Source organism: Meiothermus sp. (genome assembly GCF_026004115.1).
Classification (GTDB): Bacteria; Deinococcota; Deinococci; order Deinococcales; family Thermaceae; genus Meiothermus.
In genome coordinates this window covers 2,606,887-2,623,871 of sequence record NZ_BPIM01000001.1, presented here as the reverse complement: position 1 = coordinate 2,623,871, position 16,985 = coordinate 2,606,887, and the positions used below count along the sequence as shown (strand labels likewise).

Here is a 16,985-nt window from a genome sequence, read left to right as displayed (position 1 = left end):
TACGCTATGGAACTACCGCCCAATATTATCGAAATCCTAAAACGGCGCAAACCCGTGCGCAACGTCAACCAACTTCATCAGGCTTCTCTTTCTCCCCTGGAACGCCTTGCAGTTTGGATCACGGAACGCGTAGGCAGTATGGGGTTTTTTCTGATCGTGTTCACCTGGACGATGTTGTGGCTTTCCTGGAACTTTTTGGCTCCACCGCACCTTAAATTCGATCCGCCAATGGCCTTCGTATTTTGGCTGTTCATATCAAACATGATTCAGCTTTTTTTGATGCCCCTGATCATGCTTGGACAAAATCTGCAAAGCCGCCACGCGGAACTACGTGCTGAGCACGACTACGAGATTAACGTTAAGGCCGAGCAAGAAATCGAGACCCTATTGAGGCATATCGAGTATCAAAACCGTCTGTTGCTGGCCCTGGCCATCAAAAACGGTCTGACCGCGGAGGAAGCATTGCGGCTCAGTCAAAACCAAGCCTCCCCGGGAAATGCGTGAGCTGGAGTTGCTCGAGGTCGATAGGTTTGAGGCTGAAGCCTGTTTTTTACCAAATCCTAACCCCGCAGACAGAGCATAGGCGCATATGAACTCACAAACGCCTGATGCCACAACCCTGGTCATCCTGGGTGCAACCGGTGACCTGACCCAGCGGCTGCTGATGCCTGCACTGTACCGACTATATACGCGGGGTCATCTGGAGGGGGTATCGCTACTAGGATATGCAGAAAAAGACTGGAAGCGGGAGGAGTTTTTGGCGCACCTCGAGCAGGCCCTGCGCCGCTTTGTGCCGGAGTTCGATCCCGCGGTCTGGGGCGGGCTGCGGGAGCGGATCGCTTACCGCGCGGGCGACCTGAGCCCCGAGAAGCTGTCCGTTCTACGAGCAGATCTCACCGAAAACGCCCTCTTTTACCTGGCTTTGCCCCCGGATCTATTCGGCCAGGCCGCGGAGGGGCTGGGGCAAGCTGGGCTGAATGGCGATAATCAGGGTTTCCGCCGTCTGATCGTGGAAAAGCCTTTCGGCTACGATCTGGCCTCTGCGGAGGCCCTGCGTGGGCAGATGCACCGCTTTTGGCGGGAAGACCAGATCTTCCGCATCGATCACTTTCTGGGCAAGGAGACCACCCAGAACCTCCTGGTCTTCCGCTTTGCCAACCGCTTTTTGGAGCCTATCTGGAACGCTCAGCACATCGCGCAAGTCCAGATTACCTACGCCGAAACCCTCGGCCTGGAGGGCCGTTGGCGCTACTATGACCGTGCTGGGGCCTTACGTGACATGCTGCAAAACCATCTGATGCAACTTTTTACCCTGATGGCCCTCGAGCCCCCCTCGGTATGGGACTCCGAGGTGCTGCGCGAGCACAAGGTTGAGGTGTTGCGCTCGGTGCGATCCATCCCAGCGGCGCAGGTGGACGATTTTGCAGTACGGGGGCAGTACGCCGCCGGAAGCCTGGGGGGGCAGGCGGTACCGGGCTACCGGCAGGAAGCGCACATCCCGCCCGCCTCCACCACCGAGACCTTCGCCGCCCTCAAGCTGTATGTGGATAACTGGCGCTGGCGCGGGGTGCCCTTTTATCTGCGCAGCGGCAAACGGCTTCACGCCGACTACGCCGAGGTAGCGCTGCAGTTCCACGACGTGCCCATGCGGTTCTTTGGCCCCAAGGCCCCTGGGTGCAACTGGCTGGTTTTGCGTATGAAGCCCCGGGAATCCCTCGAGCTTGTGGCCTGGGCCAAGATCCCGGGGCTCGCGCTCGAGGCCCGACCGGTAGTCCTCGAGGCCCCCTACGAACAGCCCGGCGATGCCCCCTACACGGCCTACGAGCAGCTTCTGCTGGATGCTTTACAGGGCGACCGAACCCACTTCCTGCGTTTCGACGAGGTGGAGTGGGCCTGGCGCATTCTGGAGCCGGTGCTCGCTGCCTGGAAGCTCGGTCAGCCCGAGCCCTACTCCGCCGGATCGGAGGGGCCGCTGGGAATGGCCCGGTTGATGGACGACGGCCACGCATGGCGGCCCTTAGGAGGCGATTGATGGAAGCTTTTGGCGCGCCGGGCATTCCTCCTACCTGGGCCTCCAGCGATAAGGATCTGGTGGGCGCGGCCCTGGGCATCTCCCGGGTCTGGTTCACCCTGGGGCACGGCATCCTTAACGAGGTCTTCTGGCCCTCTACCGGCGAGCCGCAGATCCGCGACCTGGGCTTCATCGTGGCCCGCGAGGGGGCTTGGCACGAGGTCAAGCGGGTGCGCTCCTATACCCTCTCGACCCCGGCCCCCGAGATACCCCTACCCCAGGTGCTGCACCGGGGCGAGGGCTACACGCTGAACCTGGAGTTCCTGGCCGATCCCAGCCGCGATGTGGTCTTGGTGTACTACCGGCTGGAAGGAGAAGGCTTCCGGCTGTATCCGCTGCTGGCCCCCCACCTGAGCAGCAGCGGCCACGACAACACCGCCTGGGTGGAGGGGTCGGTGCTTTATGCCCAGAAAGGGATGGCCGCGCTGGCCCTCCTGGCCGCACCAGGATTTACCCGGGCCAGTGCGGGTTTTGTGGGCTTTTCCGACGGCTGGCAGGACTTTCAACGGAACGGGGCCATGACCTGGGGCTTCCGCCAGGCCAAGGGAGGCAATGTGGCCCTGATGGGCGAACTGTTGGCCCCCGCGGGGGTGCTGGCCCTGGGGTTTGCCAAGATCCCAGAGGGGGCACACACCCTGGCCGCCTCGAGCCTGGCTGAAGGCTACGGGGCGGTGCGGGCACGCTACTTGGAGGGCTGGGAGGCCTGGGCTAGGGGGCTCAAGGTCGAGGGAGCGAGTCCGGAACTCACCCGGATGGCCCGTACCTCGGCCATGGTGCTGCGGGTGCATGAGGATGCGACCTACCCCGGGGCGGTGGTGGCCAGCCTCTCCACCCCCTGGGGCTCCTCCCACGACGACCCCGGCGGCTACCACCTGGTCTGGCCGCGCGACGCGGTGGAAGCCGGGATGGCCCTGCTTGCGGCGGGCCAGGTGCAGGACGCCCGGCGGATGCTGGCCTACCTCGTGGCCACTCAGCGGCCCGATGGAAGCTGGCAGCAGAACTTCTACCCCGATGGGCGGGCCTACTGGCAGGGCCTCCAGCTCGACGAGGTAGCCCTACCGGTGCTACTGGCGGCGCGGCTGGAAGAAGAGGGGGGGTTAGCCGAGCGGGCCCAGGTGCAGCGGATGGTGCAAAAGGCTCTTGGTTTTATCGCCCAAAACGGCCCCTATAGCCCCCAAGACCGCTGGGAGGAGAACGCTGGAGCCAACCCCTTCACCCTGGGGGTAGAGGTGGCCGCGCTGGTGGCGGGGGCAGCCTTTTTGGAGGAACCCGAGCGAAGCTACGCCCTCTCACTGGCCGATGCCTGGAACGAGCGGATCGAGGAGTGGACCTTTGTGGAGAATACCCCCCTTGACCATCAGCACGGGGTGCGGGGCCATTACGTGCGCATCCGACCCCCAGGGACGATGGGCCTACGGGGCCGGGTGCTGGTGCAGAACCGCCAGGGTGAGCAGGTAGCGGCCGAGGAGCTGGTGGGGCTGGAGTTTCTCTACCTGGTACGGCTTGGGCTGCGCTCGCCGCATGACCCCCGCATCCGCGATACCCTACGGCTGGCAGAGGCTCTGCTGCGGGTGGAGACTCCCAGCGGTCCTTTTTACCACCGCTACAACCACGACGGCTACGGCGAGCACCCCGACGGGACTCCCTTTGACGGAAACGGGGTGGGCCGGGCCTGGCCCCTGCTGAGCGGGGAGCGTGGCCACTACGCCCTTCTGGCGGGGGAAGACCCCCGGCCCCATCTCTGGGCCATGGCACGTGCGGCCAGCCTGGGGGGGCTGATCCCGGAGCAGGTCTGGGACAGCCCGCCGATCCCCGAACGGGGCCTATTTCCCGGGCGGCCCACCGGCAGCGCGATGCCTTTGGTCTGGGCCCATGCCGAGTACCTCAAGCTCTTCCTGGCCTGGCAGCAAGCACATCCCAGCGAGTGGTTCCAGGAGGTAGCCCAGCGCTATCAAAGCCCCCGCCCTCCCGAGATCCTGCACTGGCGCACCGACACGCCCTACCGGGTCATCCGCCCCGACCAAACCCTCCGGGTCGAGGCGACGCGGCGCTTCACCTTGCACTTTGGCTTTGACGGCTGGCAAGGGGTACAGGAGCTGCCTGCCACCGCGCTGGGGCTGGGGTGTTTTGGGGTTCAGCTCAATGCTGCAAAGCTCGAGGGGCACCGCTCGCTCGAGTTCACCCGGCGCTTCGAGGAGGGGTGGGAAGGGCGGGACTACAGGGTGGAGATTCTCCAATTCATTGGGCCTCCCTAGTTACCGGAGGCCCATTTTATCGGGGATCTTCAGCACCGCGTAAGTCCAGACATAACACCTCTCGGAGGCGTTCGTCTCACCAGCGCCTGTATCGGGCGCAGTGGTGCACCCAAGGATCTCCAGTTCTCAGGGGCAAATCAGCAAGGCTCCCCTGGCTCCCTGTACCAATCCGTCCACCGTTCGGCCAAAGCGTAGACCCCAAAAAACCCCGTGACCATGGGTGCCCATTACCAAAATAGAGCTTGGCTCAGTCAGCGAGAGCAGCATTTCCACCGGACGTCCCGAAAGTAGTTCCGCAGAAACAGGGTCTATGCCCAGCTCGTGCAATAGACCCTCGGCCTGTTTCAGGGTCGCCTCGTCCACTCGGCCCACCTCCCGTACGACTCGCAGTCCCAGAGGTAGCTGCCAGCTCTGGGCCAGTCGGGCCGCTACCTGTAGTGCATCCGCTGCACGCGTCCCGCCATCGTAAGCCAGTAGTACCTGCTGAGGTTGTGTCGGGGCCTCCACCGCCAACCATACCGGTACAGGGCTGCGGCGCACCCAGGTATCCACCAGGCCACGCAACTTGCGGGTCTCTGTGGGTCTGCCCAATACCATTAGATCAGCCTGGTGAGCGGCCTCAAGCACCTGGTAGGCCACATTCCCCATACGCAACTCAGAGGTAAAACGCACACCGGAAGCTTGGCATTCACGCTCGAAGTGATCAAGACTCTCCTTAGCTCGATCCTCGGCAATTTTAAGCAGATGGGCCTCCACAGATAGATTTGGATCTACGGGCTGGGGCGGCAGGCCGTTGCCCATGTCCATTAGCAGAGGTTCGTTCTGATAGGGCGCCGGGTCAAAGACGTTGAGCCCGTGGATAATTCCGCCGTGACTTTGGGCGATCTGAATGGCCTGCTGCAAGGCCATCTGGGCACTAGTACCGCTGTTGTAGGGAACCAGGATTCGTTCGAACATACACACTCCTTTCAGACACGGGATTCAAAAGACATCTGCAGACCCAAAAGCCTATTTACAGGCTAGCGCTTGAGAGCCAGTACCAGTACCCCCAGGGTGACCAGGGTGATACTCATCCATTCCCGCAGGCTCGGGCGTTCTCCAAGAAAAAGCATGGCCAGTAGAGCCACCAGCACCACACTAAGCTTGTCCACCGGGGCCACCCGGTGGGCTTCGCCGAGCTGTAAAGCCCGGAAGTAAGCCACCCAGGAGGCCCCGGTAGCCAGTGCCGAGAGCCCCAGAAAAAGCCAGGTAGAACCCGGCAGGCTCAGGGGATCGCTCCATTTTCCTGTCAACACCACAAACCCCAACAAAGCCCAAAAAATCAGAAAAGTGCGAATCAGGGTGGCGTAATCAGAATCTACGCCACGAAGGCCCAGCTTGGCCAGAATGGCAGTCAGAGCCGCGAAGAAGGCTGAGAGCAGAGCCCACACCGCCCAGTTTGCCATCTAAACCTGTGCTCCTATCGGGCCCAGGAACTCGCCCGCTACCACGATTTGGGAGCCCTCTATACGAATGGGCAGTTGGGCCAGGGGCTGAGGTGCTGGCCCACCCACCACTTTGTCGAGGCGAGGGTCATAGAGTGCGCCGTGACAGGGGCATCGTAGCAACTTCTGACTAGCCTCCCACAGACTTACCGTACAGCCCAGATGCGTGCAGATGGCAGAATAGCAAACAACGCCCTCGGATACATGGGCAGCTACTTGAGGATCGTAGCTGCTGGGGGCTTGCTTTAGGATCAATAGGGTGTTCTTAAGTTCCTTGTTGCGCACTACTTTTGTCTTGGGATCCATGGGAAAGGCCAGCAGAAACGGCCCTCCTTCGGGCAGGTCCGTCACCTGAACCGATTGGTTTATTTTGTCCCCGGTAGCATAGACCAGGATATCTCCGACCTGGGGCGGTGCGTTCTCGGGGGTCTTGGTGACTCTTGGGATCAAACCCGCCCCTACATACAGAACAGATAAAGCAGTAAATATCGACGCAGTACCGATGGCGGCCTGCAAGACCGCCCGGCGGGTAGGCATAGCCCGCTCTTCCGCTTCTTCCGTCTGGGCTCCACGCTCTTCCATAACACTCACTACTCCAGGGCAATGCTGTAACCCTGCCCTAAGGCCAAACCGGAAAGCACCACTATCGACAACGGGCTGGAGGTTTTGAGTACGGTATTCTTCATGGCTGTCTCTCCTCGGCTTGCATCCGCAAGCACAGCCTAGAGGGTAGCTGGGTATGGTTTAAGTTCGGTAAAAAGTCGGGCCCCTTAGCACACGACAAAACTTTGCTCTGTTGCAAGGTTTGTAATAATGGAGCCTGATGGGTCAACAACGCTCCCCAAAACGTTCTCGCCGGGCGGGTATAGCAACCCAGCCACGACGGAGTCTCCACCTGCAGGTTGCGCGAATCATCTATGCCCAAACCCCAACGGTCTTTCCCAAGTACAGCCACCCCAACAGCCCCAAGAAATACACCCCTCCCCCAACTGGCCGCCTGCGTTTTGATGTCTTTCTACTTCAAGATGAGCTACCGTGACTTTGTAGAGCTTTTGCATATGAGCCAGGAACTCCGGGAGGAACTGGGACTTGAAGCGGCGCCTCACTACAGCACCCTCAGCCGGATGTATCAGCGCTTTCGTGCAAGTCACCTGGATGAGATGAGCCGGCAGTTATTGCAAAGCTTAGGGGTGGTGGAGGAGGCCGTAGCCTTAGATAGCACCGGGTTTCGCCCCACCCAGGCCCGCGCCTGCTTTCAGACCCGGCGGGGTAAACCCTTTCGGGCATGGGTGAAGGGAACCTATGCTGTGGGGACGCGCAGTCAGCTGATCCTGAGTGTGCTCTCGGGTAGAGGCCCCAGTGGGGACAGCTCCCATCTCTCCACGCTCAAACGCAGGGTGAGCCCTTATGGGCAACGCGGGCGCTGGATCATCCTGGCCGACGCTGGGTTTGATGGACGGGGGTAGGGTTGCGTGACCTGATTCCGCCGGTTCGGCGTAGGGGGGCTTTGAAGGCGACGGAGCGCAAGGCGCGAGCCGAGTTGGTATCTCAGGCGAGGCGTATTTTCGCCGAGCGGAGCGAGGGGTGGCTCGACGGTCTGTTTGGGCAGCGCTGGAAGAGCGAGACGGTGATATCGGTGCTCAAACGCAAGTAACGTATAGTTCGGTGAGGGGGTGCGTTCGCGCAAACCCCGCCTGCAGATGCGGGAGTGCCGGGTCAAGGCATTGGTCTACAACGCCTACCGTTAGTGGGCTTGCTGCATAGAGGGAACTTTGCAACATAATATCCCGCAGCTGATTTTGAGAGAAGCAGTAAGGGAAACGGTCGCCGATTGACGGAACTTGGAACAACCCTCAAGGCTAACTGTCCAGGTTGGTATTATTCGTAGGAACGGCTCTCAAACCCGCAAGAAAATTCCCCTCCAATACAGCCCCCACAGCACCAGCCACCAGAAAGCGATGTAGCTGAGGGTATAGAGCCAGCCTCCGCCATAACTCCCGGCCAAGCCTTGCCAGAAATTGAGAACATACTGTTGAACCGAGGCTCCATCTATCTTCATTCCCTGCAACAGCCAAACCTTGACCAGGATCGGCACCACGTAGGCAAAAAGAGCGTTCGAACCAAACACCTTGAGCGGGAAGGCCCAGCCGCGCCAGCCCCGGGCGTCCACCAGGCAGTGAAAGACCCCCAGCAGGAGAGCGCCCAATCCCGCCGCGAGCAAAATATAGGAAGGAGTCCAGAAAGTTTTGCTATAGGGCAGGCTGAGATTCCACAGCATTCCCAGGGCAGTGAGGCCCAGGCCGATCCCGAAAAGCCAGGCCGTGCGGCGTAAAAAGGACATCTCGAGGCGGAATAAATCCCCGATCAGGCTTCCCAGCATCACCAAAGCCGATGTCGGGATTACCGAGAGCAGCCCCCGCAGATTAACCGCGTTCAAAAAGGTGTTGTTGAAGTGCAGGATCAGGTTTTGGTCTTCCTCGAAAATGGGCCGTCCTACCCCTGGTACCGGCAAGTAGCGGATGGCCGCCCAGTAAGCCACTAGAAAAAACCCCGCGATCATCGCCCGGCGATGGACGGGAAGGTCGTACAGCAAAGCCGCGACCAGATAAGCCATTGCGATGAGCTGAAGCACGTCCAGTGCAAAGACGGGGCGCTTGGCTATACTGCTAACGATTGCCAGACCCAACCCAAAAAGCAAGATGCTCCGTTGGAGAACCTTGAGGTCATAGCGCCAGCCTGGGAGATTTTTCTTCCGGAAGCTTGTCGCCGCGAAGGGGATGGCTACACCCACAGCCAGCAAGAACCAGGGGAACACCAGGTCGGCCAGATACACCCCACCATTCCAGGGTGCATGGGTCAGCAGATACGGGGTTTGGGCGTCAAGGGCAACGTTGTTTACTAGCAGCATCAGCAGGATAGTGAGACCGCGGAACACATCCAGCGAGTCTAAACGTCCGGGGGTTTTGTGCAAAGGCAGTGGGGTGTCCTGCTTTTTCTGAACATATGTCATACTTTCAACCCCCTATTGATAAGTCCCTGGCGATGAAAAGCATTTGAATTCAAAAAGGGAAAACTGCGGTGATACCGAACTATTCTCGTTTGGTCAAGGGCTCGGCGGGAGTGTCGTGCTAAGACGGTTTTGAGCCAAATCATCTACCGTGCCCAGTCGGATTCCCCGCCGCTCGGCAAGGCGCAGGAAATTTGGCAGAATCTCGAGGGTCGAGCGCACATTGTCATGGAGCAACACAATCCCTCCTTGGCGGAGCCTACGATCTAGGCGGCTCTCAAGGGTGGCCTCGGGTAGATTTTGGAAGTCGCCAGGATCGTCGGTCCAGAAGACCAAGGTCATGTTTAGCTCGCGCATGACCTCGAGCACGGTAGGCGAGAAGCGCCCCCCAGGGGGACGGAAGTAGCGCACCGAGCGCCCAGTAATGCCCTCAAGCAGCTGATTTGCAGACTGAATCTCCATCAGAACCCTGGCTTTATCGAGGTTGTTGAGGCGGACGTGATGAAAAGTGTGATTGCCGACCTCGTGACCCTCGTGAACCATGTCACGAACGAAGTAGGGATAGGCCAGGGCGTTACGTCCAATGCAAAAGAAGGTGGCTTTGACCCCCATCCGACGTAAGGTGTCCAAAAGCAGCGGGGCAAAAAGCGGATGCGGGGCGTCATCGAATGTGAGAGCTGCCAAGGGAAGGGCAGGGTTGCCGTGGTAGAAGCGGTTTCCTACGGCCCCACCCTGGAGGGCTGCAGCCGCTTGCTCGAGCTGTTGGGCTATAAGCTGGGCGGGAGAGCCCTGGAAATGCAGAGCAATTTCCAGATCGTCGCTGGGGCTACGAAAAGGGCCATAGAGGTAGTCGCGGGGATTGGCCCACAACCGTTCATAGCTTTGGAAGTTCGTAGGGGTCAGGCGCTCGAAAGCCTCGAGTCGGGCTCGAGGTACCGAGGCAGTAAAGTGTGGCAGAGGACCGCCGAAGCCAGCGTATTGGTCTTGCCGATACAGTGAAACATCCACCTCGGATAGGCTAGGCCGGGCCATAAACACCCGGTTAACCACCTGCTGGGCCTTGCGCAACATATAGGCCGGTTGTGTATCGCTTATCAGCACCAGGGCGTGAGCCACCTCGATAAAGCCATTGGAGGCGTACTCAACTTTGCGCACTTCGGGAATGGAAGGAAGTATCTCGAGCTGGGGCAGCGCTTGAGCGATCCGGGTTCCAGGAGCAACGGGCTGAGTTTCGCCGGGCACCACCGGCACGATTTTAGGCAAGGGAGCCGGTGAAGCCGCGCAGGTCGCAAGAAACCATGAAACTAAAAAAAAGGAAGATACTCGCATAGAAGCACCGGACATGATTGTAAATTCCCCAAGCGTACAAAAGCGGTATAGAACCGACAAACCAGACTAACATGAGCCGCTCGCCGGCAGCTCCAAGCGGGCCAACAGCCCCCCCTCAGGGACATTCTGCAGTCTCAACCCCCCCCCATGCTGCTCCGCAATGGCCATGACCAGGGTCAGGCCTAGCCCAGCCCCGCGCACCCCCTGGGTACCTATCCCACGTTGAAAGGGCTGCAGAAGGCGCTCGAGCTGCTCGGGGGGAATGCCCGACCCCTCATCGGCCACCTCCACCACCGCTAGCCTCCCCTCGCACCGGGTGCGCAGCCAGACCCTACCCCCCAGCGGCCCGTACTTGATGGCATTGGAGAGCAGGTTGGTGATGGCCGTTCGTAAGGTGAGGGGGTCACCTCTACAGGGAGCGCGCTCGAGCTGTAGCACCAAACGCACCTGTCGCTCTTTAGCCAACCCCTCCAAAGATTCCTGAGCCTCTAGCGCCAGCAGATCCAGTTCCACGGGCTTTGGGTCAAAGGGCGACTGGGTATGCGCCAGTAACAACAGGGCCTCAATGACCTGTGCGAGATCCTCCGCGGTATGGGCAATCTCCACCAGGGCCTGACGATACTGCTCTGGCGAACGTGGTTTTTCCAAACTTAAGCTGGCCCGTCCCTGAAGCAGGCTCAACGGAGTGCGCAGTTCGTGAGCTGCGGCTAGGGCAAAAGCTTTTTCGCGTTCTATAGCCTGCTCAAGGCGAGACAGCATGGCGTTGAAGGTATGGGTCAGGCGGGCCATTTCATCTGTGCCGGGACTCTCAGGAACCCGCTGCCTGTAGCGCCCCGAGGCCGCTATCTGAGCTGCCAAGCGGGTCACCTGATCCACCGGACGCAGGGCGCGATCGGCAAGCAGGTAGCCTGCTCCCAGGCCCAGCAGCAGCAGCAACGGAAGGCTCAGGAGCAGTAACTCCTGTACGCGGCGAATGCTGCGACGGGTCTCAGACTCAGAGCGCATCACTTGCACTACGCTTCCATCGGCTAAGATTTCACCATAGATGCGGGTGCCATCCACCGAGCTAAAGCCGGGCAGCGGGGTCGTACGCACAGGGGGAACCCCGTAGCTCCTAACCTGTAGGCCGCGGGAATTGTACACCAGTAGCACTATGGATCCTGGCAGCTTAGTTAGGAACAGTTCTGTGCTTTCAGTAGCATCGGGCAGACTCGGCTCAAGCTGGCTTGTAGCCAGAGCAACGGCCTCGCGTAAGGAGTCATCAAGAGCCTGCTGTAAAGTGGTGCGCAGCATCAAAAACAAAACCAGGCTACCCAGGAGCAGCAACCCTGCAGAAATACCCGTGTAATAAAGGGTTAGCCGCCAGCGCAGGCTCAAGGGCTCTCCTCCATCCGCCCCAGCCGATAACCCAGCCCCCGCACCGTTTCGACGAAGTCCTCCCCCAGCTTGCGCCGCAGGCTCGAGACATATACGTCCACTACCTTGGTGTCCACCTCGCTCTCCCCGGGCCAGACCCGCTCGATCAGGCTGTTGCGGCTGTAAGCCCGGCCCGGGTTTAGCCCCAGGCACTCTACCAGGGCGTACTCCCTCGGGGTAAGCGGGATTGGCTTGTTGTTTTTCAGCACCTGGTGGGCTGCAAGATCGAGGGTATAGCCCCCCGGTAGGGGGATCCGATTGACCGCCTCACCTCTGGCCCGCCGCACCAAGGCCCGGATACGGGCTCTGAGTTCACGAAAATCAAAGGGTTTGGTCAGGTAGTCGTCCCCCCCGGTATCGAGCCCGGTGAGCTTGGAGTCTATATCCCCTAGAGCCGTTAGGAAGAAGATAGGGGTTTTGTCCCGCCGGTTACGCAGCGCGCGGGCCAGGTCAAAGCCAGCCTGGGGGCCCTCCGGCAGCATCACGTCCAGGATCAGCAAATCATACGCTTCCAGCTCGGCCATGCCCCGCCCGATGGCGGCGTTAGGGGCGTGATCCACCATCAACCCATCGTCGCGTAATCCCTCCGCAATCAACGCAGCCAGCCGGGGGTCATCCTCTACCAAAAGCACCCGCATAGATTCCTCATAGAATGTTAGAGTACGTCGCCCAAGTAAAGATTGGGTAAAAGTGGGTTGGAATCAGCGGCCGGATCCGATGTGCAGTGGCAAACGAACCCCAATCTGGGCTCCCGGGGAAAGGTTGACTGCTTTTACGGTTCCTCCGTGCCAGCGCACAATAGCCGCAACCAGCGCCAGCCCCAGGCCGCTCCCACTGCGGCGGTGCTCTACTCGGGCCTGATAGAACCGCTCAAACAGATGGGGCAGCGCCTCCTCTGGGAAGCCTCCTCCGGTGTCTTCCACCTGCAACAGCGCCTCTTGACCCTCTTTGCGCAAGGTCAGGCGCACTTCGCCCGCAACCGTAAACTTGAGGGCGTTCTCAAGAAGGTTGCGCAGCGCCAGCCCTAAAGCCAATCGATCCCCCATCACCTCCAACGGTTCTTCCGGCAAGAAGACCCGTAAGGCCAAGCCTTTTGCCTCGAACAGCGGCCTCAAGTCCTCCACCTCCTCGCTAAGCATTCGGTTGAGCAGCACCGGCTCTCGCAACAGCCCTTGGCCAGCCTCGGCTCGGGCCAGGTGCAGCAGCTTTTCTACCAAAGCCAACAGCCGCTGAGCCGAGCGGTAAGCCTGTTCCAGGGCACGGGCTACCTGGGGGTCAAGGTTTTTTTCCTGGGCCTGCTCGAGCCGCCCTAGAAGCACCGTAAGCGGGGTGCGCAGCTCGTGGGCAGCATCCTGGGTGAAGCGCCGCTCATTTTCGATCAGCTCACCCAGGCTCTCCAGCAGCGCGTTGAAGGCCTGGCTGAGGGTAAAAAGCTCGTCTCGCACCGGGGGCTGGGGCAGGGGGCGGTTCCAGATTCGACCAACAGCCCGCTCACGGGCAGCCTCGGTGAGAATGCGTACCGGACTGAGCGCCCGCCCTACCAAAAAGTAGCCCAGCCCCAACGCCAGGAGCAAAGCTCCCGGCGCGACCACCCAGAGCACCCGGTTGAGTGCGGTCAGGCTATCCTCGATCCCCGCCAGGGGCCGACCTGCTAGCAGGGTAGCCCCTTCTACTTTGCGCCCACAAAACCACCAGCCCACAGCAGCAAAGCAACCGGTCTGCGCGACAGGTAAAGGTCTAGGTTTTTGACCCAATGCCTCTACCAGGCCCTGAGGGCTATACAGTAGCAACGCCAGGTCGGGTGGCAGTTGCGGCGGCAATTCACCCTCCTGACTGAGGCTTAGGCGACCGTTGTCGCTATTGACCCAGGGTTCGGCCAGAATCAGCGCCGCTTGAAGGCTCTGGTTCAGCTCATCTTGCAAAATGCGCTCCAAGCCCAGCCGCAGCCCCACCCCGGCCAGCAGCAAAACCCCCCGACCAGCAGGGCGTAGAATAGCGTAAGTCGCAGGCGAAGACTCATCCGACCAACCGGTAGCCCAGCCCACGTCGGGTCTCGATGGCTTCTGGAGTTAGTTTTTGGCGCAGACGGGAGATATAGGGGTCGAGGCTGCGCGGGTCAATGCTGGCCTCACCAGGCCATACGTGCTCCAAAAGCAATTCCCGGGGATAAAAAGTGTCGGCATGGAGAGCCAGAAACTCTAGGATTAGCCACTCCTTGGCGGATAGCTCGAGCGCCTCTCCTGCCCACCAGGCCTGCTTGGCCCGGATGTCGAGCGAGAGCCGACCAACCTCAACCCGGTTACTAGAAACACCCCTGGAGCGGCGCAGCAGGGCCCGCACCCGGGCCCTGAGTTCCCGCAGGTGGAAGGGTTTGACCAGGTAATCGTCGGCCCCCCCTTCCAGCCCCCGTACCCGATCGTCCAGGCCATCTCGGGCGGTCAGCACCAGAACCGGCACCGCCCAGCCCTGCTCGCGCAGGTGGGTCAGCAGGCTGAAACCATCCCGCCGGGGCAAGCCCACATCCAGCACCATCAGGTCATAAGGAAAGCTCTGCCAAAGCCCCAGCGCCTCCTCGCCATCCTGGGCCCAGTCCACTGCATAGGGTTCGGCCTCGAGCGTCTCTTTGACCAAAGCCCCTACCTCGAGGTCGTCCTCCACCAGCAAAATACGCATTGGCTAACCCCTCCCGCCCACCGCCCAGCGGTACCAAAGCCCCACCCCAAATACCCACAGAAAGCTCAAGGCCCACCCTGCCAGCACGTCCGAAGGGTAGTGTACCTGGAGGTAGAGCCTGGAGAGGCCTACTAGCAAGGCCCACGGCAAGCCCAGGCCCAAAAGCCAGCGGGCCACGTGGGGAAAGCGGGGCATCAGCAATGCGTACAACGCGAGCACCAGGGCCAGACTGGCCATGGTGTGGCCGGAGGGGAAGCTGTAGTCGTGTTCAGGGGTGAGCTGTGGGAAGAGATGAGGCCGGGCGCGGGCAAAAAAGAGTTTGGCGGCCTGGTTCAGAAGCACCGCACCGCCCAGACCTAGAGCGAAAACAGGCCACCCCAGCCGACGGAAATAGGCCCAGACCAGCACCCCCAGGGCGAGCCCCCCGACCACCGGAGCGGAGGCGGACTGGGTGAAGGCCAGGGCCAGCGTGTTCCACACGTCGCTCTGCTGGGCGTGCAAAAAGGCCAGCACCGGCCCGTCAAAAAAAAACCCTTCCCGTTCGTAGACGTCCTCGGCCAGCCCCACAAACCCCAGCAGGCTCAGGAACAAAAGAGCCAGCAGCCAGAGTGGAACCCACAAGAGCACCGACTTAAGAATTTGGCGGGATGATTTAATCACGATGTCCTCCCAATATCACTTGCGCATACCGGCTGGTTCAGCAAGCAACTCAGAGACTTTGACAAAGGTAAAACCCCGGGCCTTCAGGGCCGGAATCAGCCGCCTGAGGGCCGGAAGCGTGGCGGGGAGACGCGGTCCACCCTGGCTGTGCAGTACGATAATAGAACCATTTTGCACCCGGCTCAGCACGTTGCGTACAATCACCCCAGGGTCGGTCTGCCCCCCATCCTCCCCCGCCGCGTCCCAGTGCACCACCTGAAGCCCCAGCCGCTTCACCAAGGCCAGATCGTCGGGGCCATAGCAGCCCCCCGGAAAGCGAAAATAACGGTTATTGACCCCTAGGCCCTCGAGCAAGCGCTGAACCTTACGAATTTCCGCAGCTTTCTCGGCGGCTTGGACGGTAGGTAGCCCGTAGCAGGGTTGCGCAAAAGCAGGGTGGCTATAGCTGTGGTTTTCCAGTTCGAACAGAGGATTCTGCGCCAGCCTGCGGGATTGCTCCGGGTAGGCTTCTATCCAGAGTCCGCTCAGGAAGAAGGTGGCCTTGACCCGGTGTTGCTCCAACAAGCGGTACAGCTCGGTGGGGTTGTAGCTTTTGACCCGGCCGCTCTGCAGGTTTTGCCGCATGCCCGGGGTCATGTCGGCGTCGAAAGTAAGGGCGATCCGCGGATGCTGCCGGGAACCGTGGGTAATCGGCGCGGGGGCAGCCCATACTGCTCCCCATAGCAGCAGGCCGATCCCAAGCCATCTTCTCATCGGGTCACCCCGGTATGCCCTAGCGAGTACCGGCCCGGCTGGGGGTAGATGGCCAGCCCGTGCGGCCCTTTGCCCACTTTGATGCGACGGATCAGGCCGCCCTGCTTCGGGTCGGTGTCGAAGACGTAGACCTCCCCGTGGTAGCGCCCGGCCAACCACAGTTGCTTCCCATCCGCCGAGACCCCGCCCATGTCCGGGCTACCCCCACCGGGGATCTTCCACTTGGCCACCAGCTTACGGGTGGCGAACTCCAGCACGCTCACCGAGCCCTCTCCCCGGTTGGAGATGTACAGGTACTTCGCGTCGCGGCTGGGGTAGAGGCCATGGGCCCCCTTTCCGGTAGGGATGAAGCCCATCGGCTGAAACTTCTCCGCGTCGATCAGGTGTACCCCGCCCGCCATCATGTCGGCTACGTAGAATATCTGGCCGTCGGGCGAGAGTTTGACGTCCTGAGGCATTCCCCCCAGGCTAATCTTGGCTAGGAGCTTGCGCGCGGCCACATCGATTTTCAGCAGGTCTCCGCTGAACTCGCAGGCCGCCACCAGGGTACGCCCGTCGGCACTATAGTCCATGTGGTTGACCCCCTTGCAGGGAACAGAGATTGAGCTTTTGTGCCGCCAGGTCTGAAGATCATAGAAGTCGAGCCTTTGTTTGACCTCAGCCACTACCAGCGCGTATTTTCCGTCGGGGGTGAAGTATAGGTTGTATGGGTCGGCAATCCGTATGCGGAGCTCGGGCTTGGCGGTCTTGGGGTCTACCGGGATGAGGGTCTGACCCACGTCGTTCACCACGTAGAGTGTCTTGAGGTCGTAGGAGGGCACCACGTGCTGGGGCACGGCGTCCACAGGGTAACTATCTACGATCCGGTAGGTCTTGGGGTCGATCACGTAAAGCCGGTTGGTCTTGCCATCGGGTACATATACCCGTTGGGGAAAATCCTTCACCGCAGGCGCAAGCATCCCCGCTTGGGTGAAAGCATACACGTTGTGCGGATCATACGGCGGCATCCCCGGGAGGCCGGTGTATAGGGGGGAGCCTACCGCGGTAGGAGCAGGCGGGCTCGAAGCCCCTTGTACCGATGGGGTGGCTGTTTGGGGTTGTGATTTGCAGGCCATCAGAGCGAGCGAGAGGAGAAACCCCACCACCCCAGGTAAACCCACCTTCTTCCAGTCATATGAAATCTCGCCAGATTGCTCGCTTGATGCAAAAAACCTGAGCGATAGCAGGTGCGGTGGTTTGTTTTTGCTCACACTAAACCTCTCGGAAGAGCTGGACAATCCAAGGTATGGCCACGGTAAAAGGCTACTGGGGCAGACCGCTGTAGCGCAACTTGCCCC

Annotated in this window: 17 protein-coding genes; 5 read left to right on the top strand and 12 right to left on the bottom strand. The window is 60.7% G+C overall.

The genetic code is table 11. The features are described from left to right. The first annotated feature begins 6 nt into the window (after positions 1-6). From Q0X23_RS12765 to Q0X23_RS12755, 3 genes are all read left to right on the top strand, one after another. Complete coding sequence (locus Q0X23_RS12765; protein ID WP_297860644.1) at positions 7-504, top strand: DUF1003 domain-containing protein; 498 nt, start codon at positions 7-9, stop codon at positions 502-504. Positions 505-589: 85 nt separating this feature from the next. Next, entirely contained in the window at positions 590-2,032 is a 1,443-nt protein-coding gene (zwf, locus tag Q0X23_RS12760; RefSeq protein ID WP_297860643.1) for a glucose-6-phosphate dehydrogenase, read from the top strand. After that, complete coding sequence (locus tag Q0X23_RS12755; protein ID WP_297860642.1) at positions 2,032-4,326, top strand: glycoside hydrolase family 15 protein; 2,295 nt, start codon at positions 2,032-2,034, stop codon at positions 4,324-4,326. Before zwf ends, Q0X23_RS12755 begins: the two co-directional genes overlap by 1 nt. Positions 4,327-4,452: 126 nt before the next feature. On the opposite strand, the gene Q0X23_RS12750 is transcribed toward Q0X23_RS12755, so the two are convergent. From Q0X23_RS12750 to Q0X23_RS12740, 3 genes are all read right to left on the bottom strand, one after another. Next, on the bottom strand, positions 4,453-5,283 hold the full coding sequence (locus Q0X23_RS12750) for a universal stress protein (RefSeq protein ID WP_297860641.1): 831 nt from the start codon (positions 5,281-5,283) through the stop codon (positions 4,453-4,455). A 62-nt stretch (positions 5,284-5,345) separates the two neighbouring features. Then, complete coding sequence (locus tag Q0X23_RS12745; RefSeq protein WP_297860640.1) at positions 5,346-5,771, bottom strand: EamA family transporter; 426 nt, start codon at positions 5,769-5,771, stop codon at positions 5,346-5,348. Further along, positions 5,772-6,392, bottom strand: coding sequence for a ubiquinol-cytochrome c reductase iron-sulfur subunit (locus Q0X23_RS12740; protein WP_297860639.1), 621 nt, complete (start codon positions 6,390-6,392; stop codon positions 5,772-5,774). It abuts the gene before it with no gap. Positions 6,393-6,835: 443 nt separating this feature from the next. Here Q0X23_RS12740 and Q0X23_RS12735 point away from each other — a divergent pair, with 443 nt between their 5' ends. Both Q0X23_RS12735 and Q0X23_RS12730 read left to right on the top strand, forming a co-directional pair. Then, a complete protein-coding gene (locus Q0X23_RS12735) occupies positions 6,836-7,276 on the top strand; it encodes a hypothetical protein (RefSeq protein WP_297860638.1) in 441 nt (146 codons plus the stop codon). 41 nt (positions 7,277-7,317) lie between these two features. Beyond that, a complete protein-coding gene (locus Q0X23_RS12730; protein WP_297860637.1) occupies positions 7,318-7,464 on the top strand; it encodes a hypothetical protein in 147 nt (48 codons plus the stop codon). Between the two features lie 243 nt (positions 7,465-7,707). Here Q0X23_RS12730 and Q0X23_RS12725 read toward each other — a convergent pair whose 3' ends face one another. From Q0X23_RS12725 to Q0X23_RS12685, 9 genes are all read right to left on the bottom strand, one after another. Then, on the bottom strand, positions 7,708-8,820 hold the full coding sequence (locus Q0X23_RS12725; RefSeq protein ID WP_297860636.1) for an acyltransferase family protein: 1,113 nt from the start codon (positions 8,818-8,820) through the stop codon (positions 7,708-7,710). Positions 8,821-8,913: 93 nt separating this feature from the next. Continuing rightward, positions 8,914-10,080, bottom strand: coding sequence for a polysaccharide deacetylase family protein (locus tag Q0X23_RS12720; protein WP_297860635.1), 1,167 nt, complete (start codon positions 10,078-10,080; stop codon positions 8,914-8,916). 132 nt (positions 10,081-10,212) lie between these two features. Beyond that, positions 10,213-11,241 carry a HAMP domain-containing sensor histidine kinase gene (locus tag Q0X23_RS12715; RefSeq protein ID WP_297860634.1) on the bottom strand — a complete coding sequence of 343 codons (1,029 nt, stop codon included), beginning with the start codon at positions 11,239-11,241 and terminating at the stop codon, positions 10,213-10,215. Positions 11,242-11,519: 278 nt separating this feature from the next. After that, the gene (locus tag Q0X23_RS12710) at positions 11,520-12,200 is read right to left on the bottom strand and encodes a response regulator transcription factor (RefSeq protein WP_297860633.1); all 681 of its coding nucleotides are present in this window, start codon (positions 12,198-12,200) and stop codon (positions 11,520-11,522) included. 63 nt (positions 12,201-12,263) lie between these two features. Next, positions 12,264-13,607 carry a HAMP domain-containing sensor histidine kinase gene (locus tag Q0X23_RS12705; protein ID WP_297860632.1) on the bottom strand — a complete coding sequence of 448 codons (1,344 nt, stop codon included), beginning with the start codon at positions 13,605-13,607 and terminating at the stop codon, positions 12,264-12,266. Then, on the bottom strand, positions 13,579-14,235 hold the full coding sequence (locus Q0X23_RS12700; RefSeq protein WP_297860631.1) for a response regulator transcription factor: 657 nt from the start codon (positions 14,233-14,235) through the stop codon (positions 13,579-13,581). The genes Q0X23_RS12705 and Q0X23_RS12700 overlap by 29 nt, the downstream gene beginning before the upstream one ends. A gap of 3 nt (positions 14,236-14,238) precedes the next feature. Continuing rightward, positions 14,239-14,895, bottom strand: a complete 657-nt coding sequence (locus tag Q0X23_RS12695) for a phosphatase PAP2 family protein (protein WP_297860630.1) — start codon at positions 14,893-14,895, stop codon at positions 14,239-14,241. Between the two features lie 15 nt (positions 14,896-14,910). Then, positions 14,911-15,648 carry a polysaccharide deacetylase family protein gene (locus Q0X23_RS12690; RefSeq protein ID WP_297860629.1) on the bottom strand — a complete coding sequence of 246 codons (738 nt, stop codon included), beginning with the start codon at positions 15,646-15,648 and terminating at the stop codon, positions 14,911-14,913. Then, positions 15,645-16,631 carry a YncE family protein gene (locus Q0X23_RS12685; protein WP_297860628.1) on the bottom strand — a complete coding sequence of 329 codons (987 nt, stop codon included), beginning with the start codon at positions 16,629-16,631 and terminating at the stop codon, positions 15,645-15,647. The genes Q0X23_RS12690 and Q0X23_RS12685 overlap by 4 nt, the downstream gene beginning before the upstream one ends. Positions 16,632-16,985 lie beyond the last annotated feature (354 nt).

What these genes read in the sequence shown, in the direction of transcription:
- Q0X23_RS12700 (WP_297860631.1), bottom strand. Translation starts at nt 14,235, where the DNA reads ATGCGTATTTTGCTGGTGGAGGACGACCTCGAGGTAGGGGCTTTGGTC.
- Q0X23_RS12725 (WP_297860636.1), bottom strand. Translation starts at nt 8,820, where the DNA reads ATGACATATGTTCAGAAAAAGCAGGACACCCCACTGCCTTTGCACAAA.
- Q0X23_RS12765 (WP_297860644.1), top strand. Translation starts at nt 7, where the DNA reads ATGGAACTACCGCCCAATATTATCGAAATCCTAAAACGGCGCAAACCC.
- Q0X23_RS12710 (WP_297860633.1), bottom strand. Translation starts at nt 12,200, where the DNA reads ATGCGGGTGCTTTTGGTAGAGGATGACCCCCGGCTGGCTGCGTTGATT.
- Q0X23_RS12745 (WP_297860640.1), bottom strand. Translation starts at nt 5,771, where the DNA reads ATGGCAAACTGGGCGGTGTGGGCTCTGCTCTCAGCCTTCTTCGCGGCT.
- Q0X23_RS12750 (WP_297860641.1), bottom strand. Translation starts at nt 5,283, where the DNA reads ATGTTCGAACGAATCCTGGTTCCCTACAACAGCGGTACTAGTGCCCAG.
- Q0X23_RS12755 (WP_297860642.1), top strand. Translation starts at nt 2,032, where the DNA reads ATGGAAGCTTTTGGCGCGCCGGGCATTCCTCCTACCTGGGCCTCCAGC.
- zwf (WP_297860643.1), top strand. Translation starts at nt 590, where the DNA reads ATGAACTCACAAACGCCTGATGCCACAACCCTGGTCATCCTGGGTGCA.
- Q0X23_RS12690 (WP_297860629.1), bottom strand. Translation starts at nt 15,648, where the DNA reads ATGAGAAGATGGCTTGGGATCGGCCTGCTGCTATGGGGAGCAGTATGG.
- Q0X23_RS12740 (WP_297860639.1), bottom strand. Translation starts at nt 6,392, where the DNA reads ATGGAAGAGCGTGGAGCCCAGACGGAAGAAGCGGAAGAGCGGGCTATG.
- Q0X23_RS12735 (WP_297860638.1), top strand. Translation starts at nt 6,836, where the DNA reads ATGAGCTACCGTGACTTTGTAGAGCTTTTGCATATGAGCCAGGAACTC.